This is a genomic window from Streptomyces sp. NPDC127117 (assembly GCF_042677325.1).
GTDB lineage: Bacteria > Actinomycetota > Actinomycetes > Streptomycetales > Streptomycetaceae > Streptomyces.
Window position 1 is genome coordinate 1 of the sequence record NZ_JBHXTM010000055.1, and the last position, 22,147, is coordinate 22,147.

At 71.8% G+C, this 22,147-nt stretch carries 15 protein-coding genes and 1 pseudogene; 1 reads left to right on the forward strand and 15 read right to left on the reverse strand.

The genetic code is table 11. From position 1 onward, the window contains the following. Positions 1-7: 7 nt before the first annotated feature. The 8 genes from tmk to ACFVH0_RS33370 all read right to left on the reverse strand — a co-directional run bounded on the left by tmk (position 8) and on the right by ACFVH0_RS33370 (position 14,199). Positions 8-3,151, reverse strand: coding sequence for a dTMP kinase (gene tmk, locus ACFVH0_RS33335; RefSeq protein WP_385826367.1), 3,144 nt, complete (start codon positions 3,149-3,151; stop codon positions 8-10). Between the two features lie 221 nt (positions 3,152-3,372). Beyond that, complete coding sequence (topA, locus tag ACFVH0_RS33340; protein WP_385826369.1) at positions 3,373-6,234, reverse strand: type I DNA topoisomerase; 2,862 nt, start codon at positions 6,232-6,234, stop codon at positions 3,373-3,375. Positions 6,235-6,643: 409 nt separating this feature from the next. Then, entirely contained in the window at positions 6,644-6,841 is a 198-nt protein-coding gene (locus ACFVH0_RS33345) for a hypothetical protein (protein ID WP_385826370.1), read from the reverse strand. A gap of 442 nt (positions 6,842-7,283) precedes the next feature. Continuing rightward, complete coding sequence (locus ACFVH0_RS33350; RefSeq protein WP_385826372.1) at positions 7,284-8,798, reverse strand: methyltransferase; 1,515 nt, start codon at positions 8,796-8,798, stop codon at positions 7,284-7,286. Between the two features lie 249 nt (positions 8,799-9,047). Then, on the reverse strand, positions 9,048-9,665 hold the full coding sequence (locus tag ACFVH0_RS33355) for a small secreted protein (RefSeq protein ID WP_385826373.1): 618 nt from the start codon (positions 9,663-9,665) through the stop codon (positions 9,048-9,050). Between the two features lie 387 nt (positions 9,666-10,052). Beyond that, on the reverse strand, positions 10,053-12,500 hold the full coding sequence (locus ACFVH0_RS33360; RefSeq protein WP_385826375.1) for a sodium-translocating pyrophosphatase: 2,448 nt from the start codon (positions 12,498-12,500) through the stop codon (positions 10,053-10,055). Between the two features lie 351 nt (positions 12,501-12,851). Then, positions 12,852-13,334 carry an ATP-binding protein gene (locus ACFVH0_RS33365; RefSeq protein WP_385826377.1) on the reverse strand — a complete coding sequence of 161 codons (483 nt, stop codon included), beginning with the start codon at positions 13,332-13,334 and terminating at the stop codon, positions 12,852-12,854. 511 nt (positions 13,335-13,845) lie between these two features. Further along, on the reverse strand, positions 13,846-14,199 hold the full coding sequence (locus ACFVH0_RS33370) for an STAS domain-containing protein (RefSeq protein ID WP_003967428.1): 354 nt from the start codon (positions 14,197-14,199) through the stop codon (positions 13,846-13,848). A gap of 78 nt (positions 14,200-14,277) precedes the next feature. On the opposite strand from ACFVH0_RS33370, the gene ACFVH0_RS33375 reads away from it, so the two are divergent. Further along, on the forward strand, positions 14,278-16,884 hold the full coding sequence (locus ACFVH0_RS33375; protein ID WP_385826378.1) for a DEAD/DEAH box helicase: 2,607 nt from the start codon (positions 14,278-14,280) through the stop codon (positions 16,882-16,884). A 40-nt stretch (positions 16,885-16,924) separates the two neighbouring features. On the opposite strand, the pseudogene ACFVH0_RS33380 reads toward ACFVH0_RS33375, so the two are convergent. The 7 genes and pseudogenes from ACFVH0_RS33380 to ssd all read right to left on the reverse strand — a co-directional run. Continuing rightward, positions 16,925-17,146 (reverse strand): annotated as a pseudogene (locus ACFVH0_RS33380) (Rv3654c family TadE-like protein); the annotation flags it as partial. A 134-nt stretch (positions 17,147-17,280) separates the two neighbouring features. Continuing rightward, on the reverse strand, positions 17,281-17,706 hold the full coding sequence (locus ACFVH0_RS33385; RefSeq protein WP_385826380.1) for a TadE family type IV pilus minor pilin: 426 nt from the start codon (positions 17,704-17,706) through the stop codon (positions 17,281-17,283). Then, positions 17,693-17,893 (reverse strand): DUF4244 domain-containing protein, encoded by a 201-nt coding sequence (locus tag ACFVH0_RS33390; protein ID WP_385826382.1) that lies wholly within the window; start codon positions 17,891-17,893, stop codon positions 17,693-17,695. Before ACFVH0_RS33390 ends, ACFVH0_RS33385 begins: the two co-directional genes overlap by 14 nt. A gap of 58 nt (positions 17,894-17,951) precedes the next feature. Next, entirely contained in the window at positions 17,952-18,767 is an 816-nt protein-coding gene (locus ACFVH0_RS33395; RefSeq protein ID WP_385826383.1) for a type II secretion system F family protein, read from the reverse strand. After that, positions 18,764-19,621 carry a type II secretion system F family protein gene (locus ACFVH0_RS33400; protein ID WP_385826410.1) on the reverse strand — a complete coding sequence of 286 codons (858 nt, stop codon included), beginning with the start codon at positions 19,619-19,621 and terminating at the stop codon, positions 18,764-18,766. The genes ACFVH0_RS33395 and ACFVH0_RS33400 overlap by 4 nt, the downstream gene beginning before the upstream one ends. 20 nt (positions 19,622-19,641) lie before the next feature. Further along, complete coding sequence (locus ACFVH0_RS33405) at positions 19,642-20,790, reverse strand: TadA family conjugal transfer-associated ATPase (RefSeq protein ID WP_385826385.1); 1,149 nt, start codon at positions 20,788-20,790, stop codon at positions 19,642-19,644. Then, the gene (gene ssd, locus ACFVH0_RS33410) at positions 20,787-21,848 is read right to left on the reverse strand and encodes a septum site-determining protein Ssd (protein WP_385826412.1); all 1,062 of its coding nucleotides are present in this window, start codon (positions 21,846-21,848) and stop codon (positions 20,787-20,789) included. The genes ACFVH0_RS33405 and ssd overlap by 4 nt, the downstream gene beginning before the upstream one ends. Between the last annotated feature and the right edge of the window lie 299 nt (positions 21,849-22,147).

The following is a 22,147-nucleotide window of genomic DNA, read 5'->3' on the forward strand; positions in this document are numbered from 1 at the left end:
GCACGGATCAGCGGCGCGGGCGGCGTCCCCGGCCCGAACGGCCCGGGCCCCCGTCGTCCTGCTGGTCGCCGTGGTCACCCAGCAGCTCGTCCGCCAGCGTCGGCAGATCGTCCAGCGGGGTCTCCTCGGCCCAGTCGGGACGGGGCCGCCGGCCGGAGCGCTCCTGGCGCTGGTGCCCCTGGCCCTCCCAGCCGCCGACCTGCGGAAGCTCGCGGGTGCGCTCGTTCTCGCTCTCCGGAGCGGAGCCCGCCGGGCGCTCGTCGCGGAACATGCCCCGCGGAATCCGGTCCGCCGGATCCGTGTCCCGTACCGGAGGCAGCACCGTCGTCTCGTCGGCGGCACCCGCCGCACCGGAGCCGCCGGACCGGCCGGAGCCGCCCGGACGGTCGTGGATCTTGGGGATCATCGCCGTCTCGGCCTCGTCGGAGGAGGGCGAGGACGAGGACGAGCCGTCCGGCGCGGGTACCTGCTGCGTCACGTCGTTCGGATCGACGATCGGCGTCGGCACCGTGATCTCGTTCTCCGGCACGGACGCCGCCGCGGCGGCCTCCGCGCGGGCCTTCTCCGCCGCCGCGGCGGCCTCGGCCTCCGCGCGCCGACGGGCCTCCTCGGCGCGCAGCAGCGCCTCCTCGGCCTTGCGCTGCTTCTCCAGCCGCAGGGCCTCGGCCTCCTTGCGCAGCCGCGCCTCCTCCTCGGCCTGCCTGCGCAGCCTGGCCTGCTCGGCCTCGCGGGCCGCCTCCTCGGCCTCCCGCCGGACCCGCTCCTCCTCGGCCACGCGGCGGGCTTCCTCGGCCCGCTGCCGGGCCTCCTCCGCCTGGCGTTCGGCCTCGCGCCGGCGCGCTTCCTCCAGCTCGCGGGCCTTGCGCTCCTCCTCCTCGGCACGGAGCTTGGCGAGCTGTTCCTGCCGCTCGCGCTCCAGCCGCTCCTCCTCGGCCTTGCGGGCCGCCTCTTCCTCGGCCTTGCGCCTGGCCTCCTCCTCGGCGGCCTTGCGCGCCTCCTCCTGGGCCTTGATCTCGGCCTCGGAGAGCGGCAGGAGCTGGTCGAGCCGGTGACGTACGACCGTGGTGATCGACTCCGGGTCCTGGCCCGCGTCCACGACCAGGTAGCGGGTCGGGTCGGCGGCGGCCAGCGTCAGGAAGCCGGACCGCACCCGGGCGTGGAACTCCGGCGGCTCGGACTCCAGCCGGTCGGGAGCCTCGGTGAACCGTTCCCGCGCGGTCTCCGGATCGACGTCCAGCAGCACCGTCAGATGCGGTACGAGCCCGCTCGTCGCCCAGCGCGAGATCCGGGCGATCTCGGTCGGGGAGAGATCGCGGCCCGCGCCCTGGTAGGCGACGGACGAGTCGATGTAGCGGTCGGAGATGACGATCGCGCCGCGCTCCAGCGCCGGACGTACGACCGAGTCGACGTGCTCGGCGCGGTCGGCGGCGTACAGCAGCGCCTCGGCCCGGTTGGACAGTCCGGCCGACGAGACGTCGAGCAGGATCGAGCGCAGCCGCTTGCCGACCGGTGTCGCGCCCGGCTCGCGGGTGACGACGACCTCGTGGCCCTTGGCGCGGATCCAGTCGGCGAGCGCCTCGACCTGGGTGGACTTGCCCGCGCCGTCACCGCCCTCCAGGGCGATGAAGAAACCGGTCGCGGCCGGGGCGACCGCCGGGTCGCCACCGCGCAGCGCCTCGCGCAGATCGCGGCGCAGCGGGACTCCGGAGCGGTCGTCCGTCTTGGCGAGGACGATCACGGCGACCGGCAGCAGCAGCGCGCCGATCAGCATCAGGGCGAAGGCCGCGCCGCCGTGCTCGAAGACGAAGTCGCCCGAGCCCAGCCGGTGGGCGCCGATCGCGGCGGCCAGCAGCGGGCCCGCGAGCGCGCCGAGCGCGATGAGTACCCGTACGACGGCCTGGAGGTGCTCGGTGGTCCTGGCCCGGCGGAACTCCTCGGTCTCCTGGTCGACCAGGGCATGACCGGTGCTGGCGGCGACGCCCGCGGCGTATCCGGCCAGCACCGCGATCATCAGCACGGTCGCCGTGTCCGGCACCAGGCCCATGGCGAGCAGCGCGAGGCCGGTGACGGCGGTGGCCAGTGCGAGCAGCCGGCGCCGCGACAGGGTGGGCAGCACCTTCCCCGCGGTCCGGATGCCGACCCCGGTGGCGCCGGTCAGGGCGAGGATCAGCAGCGCGAAGGTGGCCGGTCCGCCGCCCAGGTCGGCGGCGTGCAGCACCGAGACGGCGGCGGCCGCGGCGATGGCCCCGGCGACCGCGGCCGATGCGCCGACGACCAGCGGGACGGCCCCGGTGCGGCCCTTGTCGGGTCCGCCGCCGGCCGACGGCCGCCGCAGGCCCTCCAGCGGCGAGCGCGGGCGCGGGGTCTGCGTACCGGGAAGTTCCAGGAAGTACAGGGTGGAGATCGACGCCGAGAAGAGCCCGGCCGCGATGTACGAACCGAGGGCGGCCTGGTGGATCGAGAACCACTCCAGGCCCGAGCCCAGCAGGTTGCCGACGAGGGTGGCGATCAGCAGGGCGGCCGCCGCGACCGGGATCGCGGCGAAGTCGGTACGGACGGAGAGCCGGCGCAGTGCGTCGAGGTGGTCGGGCAGCGGGCGCACCGCGGCGCCCTCGGGGGGCGGGGCGGGCAGCAGCGCGGGGGCGGCGCCGTCCTTGGCGACCGTCCACAGGCGTTCGGCCGCGCCGGTGACGAAGACGGTGATCAGGATCATCATGAGTGCCTTGTCGGGCATCCAGTCGATCCACAGGGGCGCGACGACCAGCAGCGCGAGCCGCAGTCCGTCCGTCCCGATCATCAGCCACCGCCGGTCCAGCGGCCCGCCGGGCGCGGTGAGCGTCGTCAGCGGCCCCAGGAGTACGGCTCCGAAGAGCAGGGTGGCAAGGATCCGGGCACCGAACACCGCGGCGACGGCAAACGCCGCACCTCGGTACCCGGCTCCGAATGAGCCCTCCAGGACCGCCGCTTGCAGCGACATCAGCACCAGCACGAGAAGGGCGAGTGCATCGCCGGTACTGCCGACGAGCTGTGCGCTCCACAACCGCTTCAGCGGGGGAACACGCAACAGGGCTCGTACGGCGCGCTCGCGTGAGTCTGCGGCAAGTGTGTCGGAGGTGGGGCTCACGACCGTTGGCTGCTCGGCTCGCGTCATCCGCCCAGCCTATCCGGAGCGGTGGGGTCCTCGGAGGCCCCGTCCGAACATATGGGCGCCCGACCCCTCCCGGCGCTACCCTGCCCTCCACCGGGGCCCCGGCCACGAGCCACCGCCCGCCGCCACTCGCCCACGTACACCCAGGTACGCGCGAACGCCGGAGGGGGCCGGAATGCCCGGCCCCCTCCGGCGTACTCGACGCCTACGGTCGACGCGTACGGTCAGTCCTCCGCGGACGCCGCGGTCGCCGTCTTCTTCGCAGCCGTCGCCTTCTTGGCGGCGGTCGTGGTCTTCTTCGCGGTCGTCGTCTTCTTCGCCGCGGTCTTCTTGGCGGTCGCCGTGGTCTTCTTGGCAGCCGTCTTCTTCGCGGTGGCCTTCTTGGCCGGGGCCTTCTTCGCCGTCTTCTTCTTGGCGGGGCCCTTGGCACGCTTCTCGGCGAGCAGCTCGTAGCCGCGCTCCGGCGTGATGTCCTCGACGCTGTCGGCGGTCCGCAGCGTCGCGTTGGTCTCGCCGTCGGTGACGTAGGCGCCGAAGCGGCCGTCCTTGACCACGACCGGAGCCCCGCTCACCGGGTCCGTGCCCAGCTCCTTCAGCGGCGGCTTGGCCGCTGCCCGGCCGCGCTGCTTGGGCTGGGCGTAGATCGCGAGGGCCTCTTCGAGCGTGATGTCGAAGAGCTGGTCCTCGGAGGTGAGCGAACGCGAGTCCGTGCCCTTCTTCAGATACGGGCCGTAGCGGCCGTTCTGCGCGGTGATCTCGACGCCCTCGGCGTCCTCGCCGACGACCCGCGGCAGCGACATCAGCTTGAGCGCGTCGGCCAGCGTCACCGTGTCCAGGGACATGGTCTTGAAGAGCGAGGCGGTCCGCGGCTTCACCGCGTTCTTGCCGGTCTTCGGGGTGCCCTCGGGCAGCACCTCGGTGACGTACGGGCCGTAGCGCCCGTCCTTGGCGATGATCTGGTTTCCGGAGACCGGGTCCGCGCCGAGCTCGAAGTCGCCGCTCGGCTTGGCCAGCAGCTCCTCCGCGTATTCGACGGACAGCTCGTCGGGCGCCAGGTCCTCCGGCACGTCCGCGCGCTGGTGGCCCTCGGCGTCCTTCTCACCGCGCTCGATGTACGGCCCGTAGCGGCCGACCCGGAGCTTGATGTCGTTGCCGACGGGGAACGAGGAGATCTCGCGGGCGTCGATCGCACCGAGGTCGGTGACGAGCTCCTTCAGACCGCCGAGGTGATCGCCGTCGCCGTTGCCCGCGTCGGAGGCCGCGCCCGCACCGGCCGTGTCGTCGCCCGCGCCGAAGTAGAACCGCTTGAGCCACGGCACGGACTGGGCCTCACCGCGCGCGATGCGGTCGAGGTCGTCCTCCATCTTCGCGGTGAAGTCGTAGTCGACGAGCCGGCCGAAGTGCTTCTCCAGCAGGTTGACCACGGCGAAGGAGAGGAACGACGGGACGAGCGCCGTGCCCTTCTTGAAGACGTAGCCGCGGTCCAGGATCGTGCCGATGATCGACGCGTACGTCGACGGGCGGCCGATCTCGCGCTCTTCCAGCTCCTTGACCAGCGAGGCCTCGGTGTAGCGGGCCGGCGGCTTGGTGGCGTGGCCGTCGACCGAGATCTCCTCGGCGGACAGCGCGTCGCCCTCGGCGACCTGCGGGAGGCGCCGCTCGCGGTCGTCCAGCTCGGCGTTCGGGTCGTCGGCGCCCTCGACGTACGCCTTCATGAAGCCGTGGAAGGTGATCGTCTTGCCGGACGCGGAGAACTCGGCGTCCCGGCCGTCGCTCGCCCGGCCGCCGATCTTGACGGTGACCGAGTTGCCGACCGCGTCCTTCATCTGGGAGGCGACGGTCCGCTTCCAGATCAGCTCGTAGAGCCGGAACTGGTCGCCGGTGAGGCCGGTCTCGGCGGGGGTGCGGAAGCGGTCGCCGGAGGGGCGGATCGCCTCGTGCGCCTCCTGCGCGTTCTTGACCTTCCCGGCGTACGTGCGCGGCTTGTCCGGCAGGTAGTCGGCGCCGTAGAGCTGGGTGACCTGCGCCCGGGCCGCGGAGACCGCGGTGTCCGAGAGGGTCGTGGAGTCGGTACGCATATAGGTGATGAAGCCGTTCTCGTACAGCTTCTGCGCGACCTGCATGGTGGCCTTGGCCCCGAAGCCCAGCTTGCGGCTCGCCTCCTGCTGGAGGGTCGTCGTACGGAAGGGGGCGTACGGGGAGCGGCGGTACGGCTTCGACTCGACGGACCGGACGGCGAACGAGGAGTCGGCGAGCGCGGCGGCCAGGGCGCGGGCGTTCGTCTCGTCCAGGTGCAGCACCTGGCCGGAGCCGGACTTCAGCTGCCCGTCCGGACCGAAGTCACGGCCCTGGGCGATGCGCCGGCCGTCGACCGCGCTGAGGCGGGCGGTGAGGTTCGACGGGTCGGAGGCGTCACCGGTGCGGCCGGTGGAGAAGGTGCCGGTGAGGTCCCAGTATTCGGCGGAGCGGAAGGCGATGCGCTCGCGCTCCCGCTCGACGACGAGCCGGGTCGCCACGGACTGGACACGGCCGGCCGACAGGCGCGGCATGACCTTCTTCCACAGGACCGGCGAGACCTCGTAGCCGTAGAGGCGGTCGAGGATACGGCGGGTCTCCTGGGCGTCGACCATGCGCTGGTTGAGCTCGCGCGGGTTGGCGACGGCGGCCCGGATCGCGTCCTTGGTGATCTCGTGGAAGACCATCCGGTGGACCGGGACCTTGGGCTTCAGGACTTCCTGCAGGTGCCACGCGATGGCTTCGCCCTCGCGGTCCTCATCGGTGGCGAGGAAGAGTTCGTCGGACTCGGCCAGCAGCTGCTTGAGCTTCCTGACCTGCGCCTTCTTGTCCGCGTTGACGACATAGACGGGCTGGAAGTCATGCTCGACGTCCACGCCGAGCCGACGGACCTCGCCGGTGTACTCGTCCGGAACCTCTGCGGCGCCGTTCGGCAGGTCGCGGATGTGCCCGACGCTCGCCTCGACGACGTATCCGGGGCCGAGGTAGCCCTTGATCGTCTTCGCCTTGGCAGGCGACTCGACGATGACGAGTCGGCGGCCGCCCTGTGCGGTCTCGCTGGTCGGGGACAACTTCGCTCTTCTCTCCGGTCGACGCTCGGTGGGCATCCGGGCAGCGCGATGACGCTGCCGAAGGTGCTGTCGCTGCGGAGTGTGACGGTACAACCCGCCCCCGTGTCAAACGGCAAAAGCCCGCAACGGCCACTCGAACGGTAACCCGACTTCCGCCATTCCTGCCGCCCGGACCGTCCGGTCCGCCGTGTACGCGGTCACTGCCTGCGGGTTTTCCGGGTGCCGTGGCGGCGTCGCGGACGCCGGCGGCGGGCCGCGTACGGTCCGGGCGTGTTCCCCGCCACTGTCCGCCCCGCGCCACCGCTTCCCGGCCGGGCCGATGTGGCGGTGGATCGGGCCGGACCGACGGGACGGGGGATCCGACCGGGCCGATGGGACGGGGGATCCGACCGGGCCCGCGGGCGGTGGATCAGATACGGGTGAAGCACCACACGCCGAGGACGAGAAAAAGTACGCCGAACACAGTGGCGAGCGCGGCGGAGGCGACGGGGCTCACACCATGCGCCACCGGCGCGCGGTGCAGCACGCGCGCCCCCGTCCACAGCAGCAGCGCGGCGCCGAACAGCCCGAATGCCGATCCGGCGAAGATCGCAGGTCCGCTCTCCATGCCGTACGCCTCCCTGTCCCTGCCCGGGCCGGAGCGTGTGCCGTCCGGCCAGAGGGAGGCTGCCACTCCAGGGCATCGACCATGCGAACCCCGGGTGAATGGCCGGTTTCGCCCGCTTCTCGGTGGCGCCGCCCGGAGCCCAGCCGGGGTTCCTCCGAGGTTCCTCCGAGGTTCTGCCAGGGGGTTCCGCCGGAACCTCGCTGGGGCCGCCGGGAGTTACCTCGGGGTTCCGCCGGAGTCCCACCGGGGGTCCGCCGAGGCTCCGCCCGGCTTCCGTCCAGCGTCCCATCCGGAATCCGCCCCCTTCACGACGCGCCGCCGACGGCCGGCCCGAATCCGCTGCTCGCGGGGCCCCTCCTTACGTACGGCGGTACGTGCCCGAACGGAACGGGAACGGAGCCCCGGGGGTTGGGCGGGCAATCGGCGAGCGACCGGCGGGCGATCAGCCCGCCGAAGGAACCGGCTCCAGGAAGCCCTCCTCGACCAGCAGCCGGATCGCCTGCGGCGTCCGGTCACGCAGCAGCACCGGGTCCTCGTTCATCAACTGGGCGATCGCGTCCAGGATCCGGCCTGCGGGCAGCGTCCCGTCGCACACCCCCGCGAAACCGGCGCCCACGGCGTCGACCTTCGTCGCGCGCCGCATGCCCCGGTTCTGACGGAGCACCACGTGTTCCGGATCCTCCGCGCCGGGCAGGCCGACCTGCTCCTGCACCACCTCGGCGGCCAGGGTGAAGTGCCCGGCCAGAAGCGCCGCGTCGTCCTGCTCGCGAAGGTAGTCCTGACGGGCGAAGTGGGCCTCGACGGCCGGTCCGAGCGGCTGCTCCACCGCGTGCGGCCACTCCTCGATCACGACCGACGGGTTGCCCGCGGCGGCTGCGGCGGACTTGCGCAGGGTGATCCAGCCGAAGCCGACGCCCTTGGTCTTGCGGGCCTCGAACTCGTCCAGCCAGGCGTCGTACCGCGCGGCGTACTCGGCGGGGTCCGTTCGGTGGTCGCCGCTGTCGCGAAGCCACAGCTCCGCGTACTGCGTGACGTCCTGGACCTCGCGCTGCACGATCCAGGCGTCGCAGCCGAAGGGAACCCAGGAGCTCAGCCGGCTCTGCCAGTCCTCGCCCTCGACGTGCTGCCAGTTGGCGAGGAAGTGGGCGTACCCGCCCTCGTTCAGCCGGGCGCCCGTCTGCTGCACCAGGGTCCGGCACAGGTCGTCACCGCCCATGCCGCCGTCGCGGTAGGTGAGCCGGGCTCCGGGCGAGATGACGAACGGGGGGTTGGAGACGATCAGGTCGTACGTCTCGGTGCCGACCGGTTCGTACAACGAGCCCTGGCGCAGCTCGGCCGGGGCGACTCCGGACAGCGCAAGCGTCAGCCGGGTGAAGTCCAGCGCACGCGGGTTGAGGTCGGTGGCCGTGACCCGGGAGGCGTGCTGCGAGGCGTGCAGCGCCTGGATGCCGGAGCCGGTGCCGACATCGAGCGCGGAAGCCACGGGCGTACGGACGGTGATCCCGGCGAGCGTGGTGGACGCCCCGCCGACGCCCAGGACCACGCCCTCCTCGCGCGAACCGATGCCGCCCGCGCCGCCGACGGCGCAGCCCAGATCGGAGACGATGTACCAGTCCTGCCCCTCGGGCCCGCTGTACGGCCGCACGTCGACCGTGGCCCACGCCTCGTCGCCGACCCGGGTCACCCAGCCGTCCTCGACGCACTCGGCCAGCGGGAGCGCGGCGGCGGCCCGCTCGTACGGCACCGGCTGCTGGAGCAGGAAGAGCCGCACCAGCGTGTCGAGCGGGGCGTCGCCCCGGGTGGCCCGCAGCGCCGGGACCGTCTCGCTGCGGGCGAGCGCGGCGTAGGCGGGCGCACCGAGCAGGTCGAGGAGCCCGTCCGCGGTGAAGGCGGCGGCGAGCAGGGCTTCGCGGAGCCGGGGCGAACGGTCGGGCACGGGGAGGCTGGTCGTACTCACCCACCCATTGTGGCCGCTCCCACCGACAACGGCAGCGGCCCGGCGCCCATCGGGGCGGCCGGGCCGCTGTACGTCACGTCATCCGGTACGGCCGACGCTCCGGCGCGACGGCCACGCGTCACAACAGCCACATGTCACAACAGCCATTTGCTTCAGCAGCCCTATGTCGCAATGGACACATGCCGCAACGGCCGCGCGTCATGGCAACCACTCCTCACCGGAGCCGCTGCTGCTGCCGCTGCCGCCCGGTCACGCCTTCTTGCTGGGCGAGGCGGACGGTGCCGTGGAAGGCTCCGTGGTGCCCTTCGGCTGCGTCGAGGCCGTCGGCTTCTGGCAGCCCTTCTGCTTCGCCATCGCGGTGCCGACCTCGCCGGACTGAAGCTTCTTCAGCGCCTCGTCACCGCTGGTGCTGATCTTGTTCAGCTCGTCCGCGATTCCCTTGAGACCGTCGGCGAACTTCGCCTGGTCCTTCGTCTCCAGGGCGTCGACCTTCTTCTGCAGGTTCCCGTACGCCGCGGAGGAGGCGTTGAGCTCCTTCACGGCCTCCTTGTGCGTGGCCTCGCCGCCGTCGACCGGCGGCGGACCCGCGGAGTCGACCGCCGTGCCCAGTGCCTTGTACGCCTGCGAGATCTGCTGGAAGGCGGCCGAGTCGGTCTTCTGGACATCGGCGGGCTTGCTGTTGTCCGCGGTCTGCTGCTGGATGGCGGCGTTGGCGTTCGCGATCTTCTGGAGCTGGGGCTGGACCTGGTCGCAGACCTTCTTCGCCCAGTCGTTCACCTTGTCGCTGTTGTCGTCGCTGCTGCAGCCCGACAGCGTAAGTACCAGTACCGCGCCGCCGGACAGTGCGGCCGCAAGCTTCTTGTTCACCGGATCGGTCCCTTCCAAGGCTCTCGGCCCCGGAACTTACACGGCGAGCGCCCTCCGCCCGGGTGCCGGGCGTCCGATGAGCTACCTTTTGCAGCCATTTGCACCAAGGGAAATGAGGGAGATGCCACTCACCCACGCAGCCCTCGCCGTCCGGGAACACACGCACGAACAAACACACGAACGGAGTACCGGCCGACCTCTGACGGGCACCCGCGCGGAGATGCGAACGGGCGGACGACACATCAGAATGCGTCGCCCGCCCGTTCATTGAGCCCAGGCCGGATGCCCGCCACCGCCCGTCAATCGAGCCGAGGCCGGATACCGGCCACCGCCCGGCCATCGAGCCGGGAGCCGGCTACGTGCCGCCGCCCGTCCCCGGCCGCCGGTTCACGAAACGGCTGCCTGGCCCGATGACTTGGCCGGCCTGTCCCCGCCTCCGTCCCCGTCACCGGGCTCCTCGTCGCCCACGGCGATCCCGCGCCGCTTGGAGACATAGACCGCGCCGACGATGACCCCGACGGCGAGCGCCGCCACCAGTGCCCGCACGCCGACGCTCGCGTCCTGCCCGTAGCTGAACTGCACCACCGCCGGAGCGATGATCAGGGCGACCAGGTTCATCACCTTGAGCAGGGGGTTGATCGCCGGTCCTGCCGTGTCCTTGAACGGGTCGCCGACCGTGTCGCCGATGACGGTCGCGGCATGGGCCTCGCTGCCCTTACCGCCGTAGTGACCGTCCTCGACGAGCTTCTTGGCGTTGTCCCACGCGCCACCGGAGTTGGCGAGGAAGACCGCCATCAGGGTGCCGGTCCCGATGGCACCCGCGAGATAGGAGCCGAGCGCTCCGACACCGAGCGTGAAACCCACGGCGATCGGCGCCAGGACGGCCAGCAGACCGGGCGTGGCGAGCTCGCGCAGGGCGTCCTTGGTGCAGATGTCGACGACGCGCCCGTACTCCGGTTTCTCTCTGTGATCCATGATCCCGGGGTGCTCGCGGAACTGCCGCCGCACCTCGTAGACCACGGCCCCGGCGGACCGTGACACCGCGTTGATCGCCAGCCCGGAGAAGAGGAAGACGACCGCGGCGCCGAGGATCAGGCCCACCAGGTTGTTGGGCTGCGAGATGTCCAGACTGAGCGTCATCTCCCCGGCCTTGGCGCCCACGTCGTCGACCGCCGTGGCGATCGCGTCACGGTACGAACCGAAGAGCGCCGACGCCGCCAGCACCGCGGTGGCGATGGCGATGCCCTTGGTGATGGCCTTGGTGGTGTTGCCGACGGCGTCCAGGTCGGTGAGGACCTGCGCGCCGGCGCCCGTGACATCACCGGACATCTCGGCGATGCCCTGCGCGTTGTCCGAGACCGGGCCGAAGGTGTCCATGGCGACGATGACGCCGACGGTGGTGAGCAACCCGGTCCCCGCCAGGGCCACCGCGAAGAGCGCCAGCATGATCGACGTACCGCCGAGCAGGAACGCCCCGTAGACGCCCAGGCCGATCAGCAGCGCGGTGTAGACGGCGGACTCCAGGCCGAGGGAGATACCGGCGAGCACGACGGTGGCCGGGCCGGTCAGCGACGACTTGCCGATGTCCTTGACCGGGCGCCTGCCGGTCTCGGTGAAATAGCCGGTCAGCTGCTGGATCAGTGCGGCCAGCACGATGCCGATGGCGACGGCGACCAGGGCGAAGACCCGCGGGTCGCCACCGTGCGAGGTGATGGCGCTGTCGGTCACCCCGTCCAGATCCGCGTACGAGGACGGCAGGTAGACGAAGACGCCGACGGCCACCAGCACCAGCGAGATCACCGCGGAGATGAAGAAACCGCGGTTGATCGCGGTCATTCCGCTGCGGTCGGCGCGCCGCGGGGCGACCGCGAAGATACCGATCATCGCGGTGACCACGCCGATCGCCGGAACGATCAGCGGGAAGGCCAGTCCGGCGTCACCGAAAGCGGCCTTGCCGAGGATGAGCGCGGCGACGAGCGTCACGGCGTACGACTCGAAGAGGTCGGCGGCCATTCCGGCGCAGTCACCGACGTTGTCGCCCACGTTGTCGGCGATGGTGGCGGCGTTGCGCGGATCGTCCTCCGGGATGCCCTGCTCGACCTTGCCGACGAGGTCGGCGCCGACGTCCGCGGCCTTGGTGAAGATGCCACCGCCGACCCTCATGAACATGGCGATCAGCGCGGCCCCGAGGCCGAAGCCCTCCAGCACCTTCGGGGCATCGGCGGCATAGACGAGCACGACACAGGACGCACCGAGCAGGCCGAGGCCCACGGTGATCATGCCGACCACGCCACCGGTACGAAAAGCGATCTTCATCGCTTTGTGCGAAACGGCGGTGAGATCTTTTTCCGGCTCGCCCTCCGCGGGAGTCGCCTCACGCGCAGCAGCAGCCACACGGACATTGCTGCGTACGGCCAGCCGCATCCCGATGTATCCGGTGGCCGCCGAGAAAAGCGCACCCACCAGGAAGAACAACGAACGGCCCGCGCGCTGCGACCAGTTGTCGGCCGGTAGCAGCAGAAGCAGGAAGAAGACCACGACGGCGAAGATGCCGACGGTGCGCAACTGCCGGGCCAGATAGGCATTCGCGCCTTCCTGGACGGCGGCCGCGATCTCCTTCATACGGTCGGTGCCCTCGCCGGCCGCCAGCACCTGGCGCACCAGCAGTCTGGCGACGACCAGGGCAGCGACGGCGACGATCGCGACGACGATCACGATGACGCGGTTGTCATCGGTGAGAACCGCGGCCGCCAGAGAAGTGGACCGGCCGGAAGGCGCGGAAAATACGGAATCTTGCGCGGGTCCTGCCAGTGGGGTGTTGAAGAACTCCGCCATACGTCCTCCTTGACGCTCAGCGCTCAAGACGTGGACGGATTGTAGGGAGCGGGAGCTGATCAAAACAGTGCGCCGTAAATGTAATTGACCTTCACCCGTCGATCGATAAATGATCGCCCTCACGGGCAGGCCCGAATGCAGTAATGGGGCAGGCACATTTTCCGTAGATCATTGATCACGCATAAATGAAAAAAGGCCCTGCTCAGCAGGGCCTCGAAAGACGGATCAAGAAATGGGCCGGGGAACCGGGGAAGAGGTCCGACCGGGACGGGCGGGTGGATCGGAGTGGCGGATCAGGCGGCGGACCGCCCACGAGACATGCGGCGTCTGCGGCGGCTCAGGGAAGCAGCGTCACGGCAGCACGGTCACAGGCGTCTTCGGCCAGCTCATGCGGATCACGCCGCCCTTGGCTCCCGATCTGACTTCCACATCATCGACGAGGCCACTGATGACCGCGAGACCCATCTCGTCCTCGCCGTCGGCGTCGCTCTCATGATCCGGCTCATCCAGACCCGAGCCGGGCGTGGCGCCGCGTGTCGCGGAGGCCCCGGCGGGTCCACCGAGGGCGGGATCGGCCCCTGGGCCGGGCACCTCGTCGGCGACCTCGACGGAGAAGGACTTCTCCTCCTCGATCAGGGCGACGGAGACCGGTGCGGTGATGCCATGACTGCGGTGCAGCCCGACAGCACGGCTGCAGGCTTCACCGACGGCGAGTCTGACCTCGTCGAGCACGGCTTCGTCGACCCCTGCCCGGCGCGCCACGGCGGCCGCCACGAGGCGGGCCGTCCTGACGTGTTCGGGCTGGGCGCTGAAGCGGAGTTCAACGGTGGCCATGCGATCCCCCTCAGACGTACGGGCGTGCATCCCAGGAACCCGGGCGTGCTGCCCGGCGCCCCTGCTGTTTTTTCCAGATCCGGCGTAGAACCATCGGCCCCGACGGGCCGACGGACTCCCGTCCGGCAGCCGGGCCGCTCGCGAGCGGCCCGATCACCGAGCGACCGATCGCCGGACGAACCGAACGAACGGAATCTGCCGAACGAACGGAACGAGCCAAATGAGCGGAACGAGCCGAATGAACGGCCTCGGCCGACAGCCCGTCGAACGACGGACCACCGAACCGACCGCCGAACGGCCCGCGCCGGCCAACCGACTCCTCGACCAGCCATCCGGCCACCCGGCCGACGGCACGGTCGGCCGGTCGACCACCCGACCGTACGATCGGCCTGCCTCACGGCAGTCGGCCGTCTGGCACACCTACGTCGCACCGGCCGCCTGGCGGGCCGCCGGTGCGCCGGCTGCGTGCCGTACCGGCCCTGGGCCGATCCGACCGGCCACGGGCCGACTGTCAGTCGGTGGCCGCGACGGCCTCGTCGACCGTGGTGTGAATCGGGAACACCTTGGTCAGACCGGTGATCCGGAAAATCTTGAGAATGCGCTCCTGGTTGCAGACCAGGCGCAGCGAGCCCTCATGAGCCCGGACACGCTTCAGGCCACCCACGAGCACGCCGAGGCCGGTGGAGTCGAGGAAGTCGACGCCTTCCATGTCGACAACCAGGTGGTAGCTGCCGTCATTCACCAACTCGACCAACTGCTCGCGCAGCTTGGGCGCGGTATACACATCAATCTCGCCACCGACCTCGACGACCGTACGGTCGCCACCAGGGCCGGACACATTGCGAGTCGACAAGGACAGGTCCACGGATCCTCCAGCACCTTGCTATCGAGCGGTCGCCCCTCAGTCTCCCCGGCGGAGCCAGGGAACGGATCGCCAGCCGCGATGGCATTCAATCACTTACCAGCAGCCATGCACGACGCCTTGGGACCATTGTCCGTCACGCCAGTGACACACTCGATGCCGATGGCCAAGAATCACCGCCCCAGTCGACCACCCGGGAACAGCGACACCAGCCACTCTCCCGCCATGGTCCTCGACCGGCTCGCCGCAGTGGCGGGCCGGTCCGCGCGCATCACTCATACGGAGCACTTGCCCCCGCGTGCGGGAACCCATGCCATCTGGCCCGATCGCATCCGGCCGGAAGTTGTCGCCGCGATCCAGAAAGCCGGAATCGAACATCCGTGGGCGCACCAGTCGGCCGCCGCCGAGCACGCCCTGGACGGCGAATCCGTGGTCATCGCCACCGGCACCGCCTCCGGCAAGTCGCTCGCCTACCTCGCCCCGGTCCTCAGCGCCCTGCTCGACGGCTCGGAGGCCCCGAACGGCCGCGGCGCCACCACCCTGTACCTGGCGCCCACCAAGGCCCTGGCAGCCGACCAGAGGCGTGCCGTGAAGCAGCTCGCGGCACCGCTCGGCAACGCCATCAGGCCCGCGGTCTACGACGGTGACACCCCGGTCGAGGAACGCGAGTGGGTGCGTCAGTACGCCAACTACGTCCTGACCAACCCCGACATGCTGCACCGCGGGATACTCCCGTCCCACCCCCGCTGGTCCTCCTTCCTGCGCGCCCTGCGCTTCGTCGTCATCGACGAGTGCCACACCTACCGCGGCGTCTTCGGCTCCCACGTCGCCCAGGTCGTACGCCGGCTCCGCCGCCTGTGCGTCCGTTACGGCGCCGACCCGGTCTTCCTCCTCGCCTCTGCCACCGCGGCGGAACCCTCCGTCGCGGCCGGCCGCCTCACCGGTCTCCCGGTCAAGGAGGTCGCCGACGACTCCTCGCCCCGCGGCGAGCTGGTCTTCGCCCTGTGGGAGCCGCCCCTGACCGAACTGCACGGCGAGAAGGGCGCCCCCGTCCGCCGCACCGCCACCGCCGAGACCGCCGACCTCCTCACCGACCTCACCGTTCAGGGCGTCCGCTCGGTCGCCTTCGTACGTTCCCGGCGTGGCGCCGAGCTGATCTCCGTCATCGCCAAGGAGCGCCTCGCCGAGGTGGACCGCTCCCTGCCGGCCCGGGTCGCCGCCTACCGCGGGGGTTATCTCCCCGAGGAACGCCGCGCCCTGGAGCGCGCCCTGCACTCCGGGGAACTGCTCGGACTGGCCGCCACCACCGCCCTCGAACTCGGCATCGACGTCTCCGGCCTGGATGCCGTCGTGATCGCCGGCTACCCCGGCACCAGGGCGTCGCTGTGGCAGCAGGCGGGCCGCGCCGGACGCTCCGGCCAGGGCGCCCTGGCCATCCTGGTGGCCCGTGACGACCCGCTGGACACTTTCCTCGTCCACCATCCCGAGGCGCTGTTCCAGCAGCCCGTGGAGTCCACCGTCCTCGATCCGGACAATCCGTACGTCCTCGCCCCCCATCTGTGCGCCGCCGCCGCGGAGCTCCCCCTCACCGAGCCCGACCTGGAGCTGTTCGGCCCGGCCGTGGCGGAATTGCTGCCGCAGCTGGAGGCCGCGAAGCTGCTCCGCAAGCGGGCATCGGGCTGGCACTGGACCCGCCGCGAACGCGCCGCCGATCTCACCGACATCCGTGGCGAGGGCGGCCGCCCCGTCCAGATCGTCGAGGAGGGCACCGGCCGGCTGCTGGGCACCGTCGACGACTCGGCCGCGCACACCGCCGTCCACGAGGGCGCCGTCCACCTCCATCAGGGCCGCACCTACCTGGTCCGGAAACTGGACCTGGAGGATTCGGTGGCCCTGGTCGAGGAGGCCGTCCCGCCGTACTCGACCACCGCCCGCGACACCACCTCCATCGCCGTCCTGGAGACCGACACCGAGATCCCCTGGGGTGACGGTCGGCTCTGCTACGGCTCCGTGGAGGTCACCAGCCAGGTCGTCTCCTTCCTGCGCCGAAGGCTGATCACCGGCGAGGTCCTCGGCGAGACCAAACTGGACCTGCCGCCCCGCACGCTGCGCACCCGCGCCGTCTGGTGGACGGTCACCGAGGACCAGCTCGACGCCGCCCGCATCAACCCGGAGATCCTCGGCGGCGCCCTGCACGCCGCCGAGCACGCGTCGATCGGGATGCTGCCGCTCTTCGCCACCTGCGACCGGTGGGACATCGGTGGCGTCTCCGTGCCCCTGCACCCGGACACCCTGCTGCCCACGGTCTTCGTGTACGACGGCCACCCCGGCGGAGCCGGATTCGCCGAGCGGGCCTTCCACACCGCCCGTGCCTGGCTGACCGCGACCCGCCGGGCGATCGCGTCCTGCGAGTGCGAGGCCGGCTGCCCGTCCTGCGTCCAGTCCCCCAAGTGCGGCAACGGCAACGAGCCCCTGCACAAACGCGGCGCCGTACGCCTCCTCACCGAACTTCTCCGATACGCACCCCCGTCCCCAGGGGAACCGAACCCCGCAGAGCTGTCGGGACCGGACTCTGCGCAGCCTCCGGTTCCGGCCCCGGAGCCGTCCCCGGAACCAGAGGAGGCGGCGAAGGCGGCGGAGGCTCCGGAGAGCCGGGAGCGGCCGCCGGAGGGCCGGCCCTGGACCTGACCACCGGTTCATACGGCCCGAAGCTCACCCGGGCCGCCACATCGGCGGTCTCCCCGCTCACCGTGCACCGGACCACCACGGCTCCCTGCGCCGCGGCCACCTTCCCGGCAGCCCCACAAGCCTCCTCAGGGCCTTGCAGGGCCCGGTCGGCCGCGGCCAGGGCCGCCAGGTCCGCCGCACCGCCCGCGCGGTGCCTAACGGCCACCACCTGCCCCAGGGCCAGCACGACCGCGAACACCGCGCACAACGTGGCCGTGGTCATCGCCACCCACACCGTGGCCAGCCCCCTGTCCCCGCCTCTGCCCGTGCCCCTGCGCCGCCCCCTGCCCCTGCCCAGCCACGCGAGCACAGCCGCACGCCGCCTACCGTCCGGCTCGCCTGCCCCGCCCGTACCGCTCACCGCGTCACCCCCACCGTGTCCTCGGCCAGTGCCGCCGCCTCCGCGTGAAGCGTCAGGGACAGCGGGCCCGGCCCCGGTATCGGCGCCGCCACCCGTACCCGCCACAGCTCCCCGGCCCGTTCCATCGCGACTTCGGCCCCGCCTGGTGCCGCCGAACGGGTCACCTCCAGCACTTGTGCCTCCGGCTCGGAACGGGCCGCCGCCCTCGCCCCGGCCCTCGCCGCGTCCACGCACCGGATCTGGGCGGAGGCGGCCATCAGCGCCCAGACCAGCGCCAGGGCGAAGATCGCCAGCACCGGAACCGCCATGGCCGCCTCCGCGGTGACCGCGCCGCGATCCGACGCTCGGCCGCCCGGTCCCCCGCCCGCGATACGGAATCGACCTCCGGCGAACGCGCCGGAACCGCTCTCAGAACTTCGCATCGAGCGCGTCCTTCAGCAGCGATTGCAATGCGGACATGACCGGCTGGCTGGTCACCACCTTGTAGAGCACCGCCGCGAAGGCACAGGCCGCGATCGTCCCCACCGCATATTCGGATGTCGTCATTCCGCCGTCCGACCGGACTCGACGCGCCATGTCCCGCACCCAGTCCCTGATTCGCTGCACCATTCCAACCCCCGTGAATTTCTTAATTCATACTGAATGAACATTTACTTACTCGTTTCGGTCATTCGGTCTGAAGCAGTCCGGTCGCCAGACCGATCACCACGGGCGCCACTCCGACCGTCAGGAAAGCGGGCAGAAAACAGAGCCCGACGGGACCGGTGATCAGCACGCCCGCCCGCTGGGCACGCGCCACGGCCGCACTCGCGCGCTCGGCCCGCATCGCCTCGGCCAGCCGGGCGACCGGCTCCGCCGCCGGGGCTCCGGTCGACCCCGCCCGTTCCAGGCACCGGGCCAGCGCGCCCGCACCCGGTATCTCCCCGAACCGCCCCCAGGCCGCCGCTGGTTCACCACCGAGACGGATCTCCGCAGCCGTCCGTGCCAGGCACCTGCCGACCGGCCCGCCGAGCGACTCCCCCACCGCCTCGGCCGCCTCCCGGGGCCCGGCTCCGGCGGAGATGCAGGCCGCCAACAGGTCAGCTGCCAAGGGGAGCTGATGTGCGGCTTCCGCCATCTCCGCGAGTGCGGCTCCCTGTTCGTGTCTGCGTCGGCCCCGCTGCCACCGCCAAGCGCCGTACGCCCCCGCCAGCCCCGCCATGACCCCCAGCAGGCCGCCGACCAGGACCCAACCCACCGCCACGGCACCCAGTGGCGCGATCCACTCCTTCACCCGGGCACCGGGCGTCGTACGTCCGCGCCGCCCGCTCCTGCGCCCACTCCGGCGTTCCGACCCACCGATCGCCAGCAGTACCGCGCCCCGGCGGCGTACCGCCCGCCTCCGCCCAAGTCCCGCCAGGGCAAAGGCAGTGCAAGCAACCGCACTCAGCACCGCGCACACTGCCGCCATCCGATGGACGGCTTCGCCCGCACCCCCGCTCATGTCGTCTCCCCCGCCCGTACGATCCGGGCCGCCCAGCAGAGCCCGGCCGTCTCCAGCAGTCCGCCCGTCACCAGACAGACCAGCCCGGCCGGGGTGTGCAGCAGCACCCGCAAGGGATCGGCCCCGAGCGCCGCGCCCAGTCCCAGGCCCAGCACCGGCAGCAACGCCAGCACGGCCACCGTCGACCAGGCGCCCGCCAGTTGGGCCCGCAACTCCTCCCGTCTGCGCCGCTCGGCCCGCAACGCGCCCTCCAGGCGGTCCAGACCCGCCGCGAGCCCGGCCCCGCCGTCGACCGCCACCCGCCAGCAGGCCGCCACCCCGGCAAGCCCGTCCAGGCCCGGCTCCCGTGCCGCCTGCGCCAGCGCCCCCGGCACATCGCCACCGAATCGCGCCGCGGCGATCACACCGGCCTCGGCCGCCCCCATCACCCCGGTACCGCGGAGAGCGACCAGCAACGCCTGCCCCGGTTCGTGCCCGGCCCGCAACTCGCCCACGACCCCACCGCACAACGCCACCACCCCGGCCGCCCGTAGCTCCCGCTCCTTGCCCAGGGCCCGCCCGCGCAGCCACCGCCGCACCAGCGGCACGACCGCCGCCCCGGCCAGCAGCGGCAGCACGGACTCCCCCAGCACGGCGACGAACAGCGTCACCGGGACACAGAGCCACTCCCGCCGCTCCCCCGACCACTTCCGCAGCCACACCCCGGCCCGCTCCCACCGCGCCCGCAGCGACGGCCGGACCGCCTCATCGACGAACAGCACCCGGGCCCTCCGCCGCCCGTGGTCCTGCGCCGCCGCCAGCCAGACCGCCACCCCGACGCACAGGGCCACCGCACAACTCACGCCCGCCGACATCCCCATCGGCGCGGCCCCCGTCACAGCGCACCCCCGATCAGCGACCGCAGCCGCTCCCAGCCCCGCTCCCGTACGAATCCATCGGCGCCCCAGCACAGCGCGGGTACGGTCACCACCAGCCCTGCCACGTCCCGCTCCAGAACCTGCACCTCCGCGATCCGCCGCTGCCCGGCCCGGTCCCGTACGAGATGGACCACCACCGACAGCGCGGCCGCCAACTGGCTGTGCAGCGCCGTCCGGTCCAGCCCCGCCGCCGTCCCCAGGGCCTCAAGACGGGCCGGTACGTGCTCGGCCGCATTGGCGTGAAGAGTCCCGCACCCGCCTTCGTGACCGGTGTTCAGCGCAGCCAGGAGCTCGGTGACCTCGGCACCGCGCACTTCTCCGACCACCAGCCGGTCGGGCCGCATCCGCAGGGCCTGCCGCACCAGATCCCTGAGGGTCACCCGGCCTGCCCCCTCCTGGTTGGCGGGGCGCGACTCCAGGCGCACCACGTGCGGATGGTCCGGCCGCAACTCCGCCGAATCCTCGGCGAGCACGATGCGCTCCCGCTCCCCGACCGCACCCAGCAGACTCGACAGAAGTGTCGTCTTCCCGGCACCCGTACCTCCGCTGATCAGGTACGAGACCCTGGCCTCCACCAGTGCTCGCAGTACCCGGTCACCGCCCGGTGGCACCGTCCCCGCCGTGACCAGCTCCGTCAGTGAGAAGGCCCTGGGGCGAACCACCCGCAGCGACAGGCACGTCGAGCCGACGGACACCGGGGGCAGCACTGCATGCATGCGGGTGCCGTCCGGCAGCCTCGCGTCCACCCAGGGGCGGGCGTCATCCAGCCGCCGCCCCGCCACGGCGGCCAGCCGCTGCGCCAGCCTGCGCACCGCGGCGGCGTCCGTGAAGGTCACCCCGGTGAGTTCGAGGCCCCCGCCCCGGTCCACCCACACCCGGTCCGGTGCGGAGACCAGCACATCCGTGACCTCCGGATCGGCGAGCAGGGGCTCCAGAACCCCGGTCCCGACCAGCTCACCGCGCAACTCATCGGCGGCACCGAGCACTTCGGTATCTCCGAGGATTCGCCCCTGGGCCCGCAGCGCGGCCGCCACCCCGGCCGGTGTCGGCGCGGTGCCACTCTGCGCGAGCCGCTGCCGTACGGCATCGAGCAGCGTCTCCGTCACGACGCACCCCCGCCGGCGCGTCCCCCCGCGCTCTCCGGGGCGAGCGCCCGCTCCCAGAACGCCGCGCAGAACCTGGCCAGCGGACCGCGCGCACTGCCGCCTGGAGGTGCGCCGTCGTCCTGAGCGGTCAGCAGCCCGGTGTCGAGCGGGAGTTCACCGGCGAGCGGCAGCCCCAGGGCCTGTGCCACCCACCGCTCGTCGAGCCCCGCCGCGTACGGCCCGCGGGACACCACTCGCAGGTCGTCCAGGATCATCCCGGCCATCGACGCCACGCGCTTCGCCGCCGCGACCGCGCGAAGCTCCCCCGGAACCACCAGCAGCCCGAGGTCGAGCTGCGCGAGCGCCTCGGCCACCGATTCGTCGACCCTGCGTGGCAGATCGACGACCACCACCCCACCGAGCCTGCGTGCGGCAGCCAGCACGGCCTGTATGGCCTGCGGCGGGATGACCACCCAGTCGTCGCGGCCCCAGCTGAGCACTCGCAGTCCGTGCAGCGCCGGCAGTGACTCCTCCAGCGCACCCCCTCCGACCCGCCCCTTCGAATGGGCGAAATCCGGCCATCGCATTCCCTCGGCCCGTTCGCCCCCGAGCAGTACGTCGATGCCGCCGCCTAGCGGGTCGCCGTCGATCAGCATGGTCCGCCGCCCGGCCCTGGCCGCCGTCACCGCGAGGGCACAGGCCAGCGTGGATGCGCCCGATCCGCCGCGTCCACCGATCACCCCCACGGTGAGCGCCGGCCGGCCCACCCCCTCCGCCGCGTTGGCGATCTGGTCGACGAGCCAGCCCTCCGCATCGGGCAGCCTCAGTACATATTCGGCCCCGATCTCCACGGCCCGGCGCCAGACATCCGGTGCGTCCTGGTCCCGGCCGACGAGCATCACGCCCCGCCTGCGCACCGCCCCCCGGCACCGCTGGGCGGCATCGTCGCCCACGAGGACCATCGGCGCCTGTTCCCAGCCGCCCCTGTTCTCGGGCGGCGAGTGATGAACTTCCGGTTCCGCTCCGGCGGCCGCACACAACCGCAGCAGATCGTCGAGCAGTTCCACATCCTCGGTCACGATCAGCGGTCCGCCCCGCCGCCCTCCGGCGGCCGGCAGAGGATCCCGTGCGATGGACTCGGCCACGATCTCCGCCCCCTTCTCACTGCACCTTCATCGCGGTTCGCGGTGATCTCGGAACGTTCCGGGATCGGCGATTCCACAACCCGCGGACTTCGCGGCTGGAATCACCGTGCAGCGCTTCGGAAAATCGTGTGGATCTTGCTCGAATACTGTGGACAACTCCACCGTTGTGAATATCTCCGTCACTCATACCGGCGACTTCCGGAGTGCAGCACTTCCGCTACACACCGTGACGA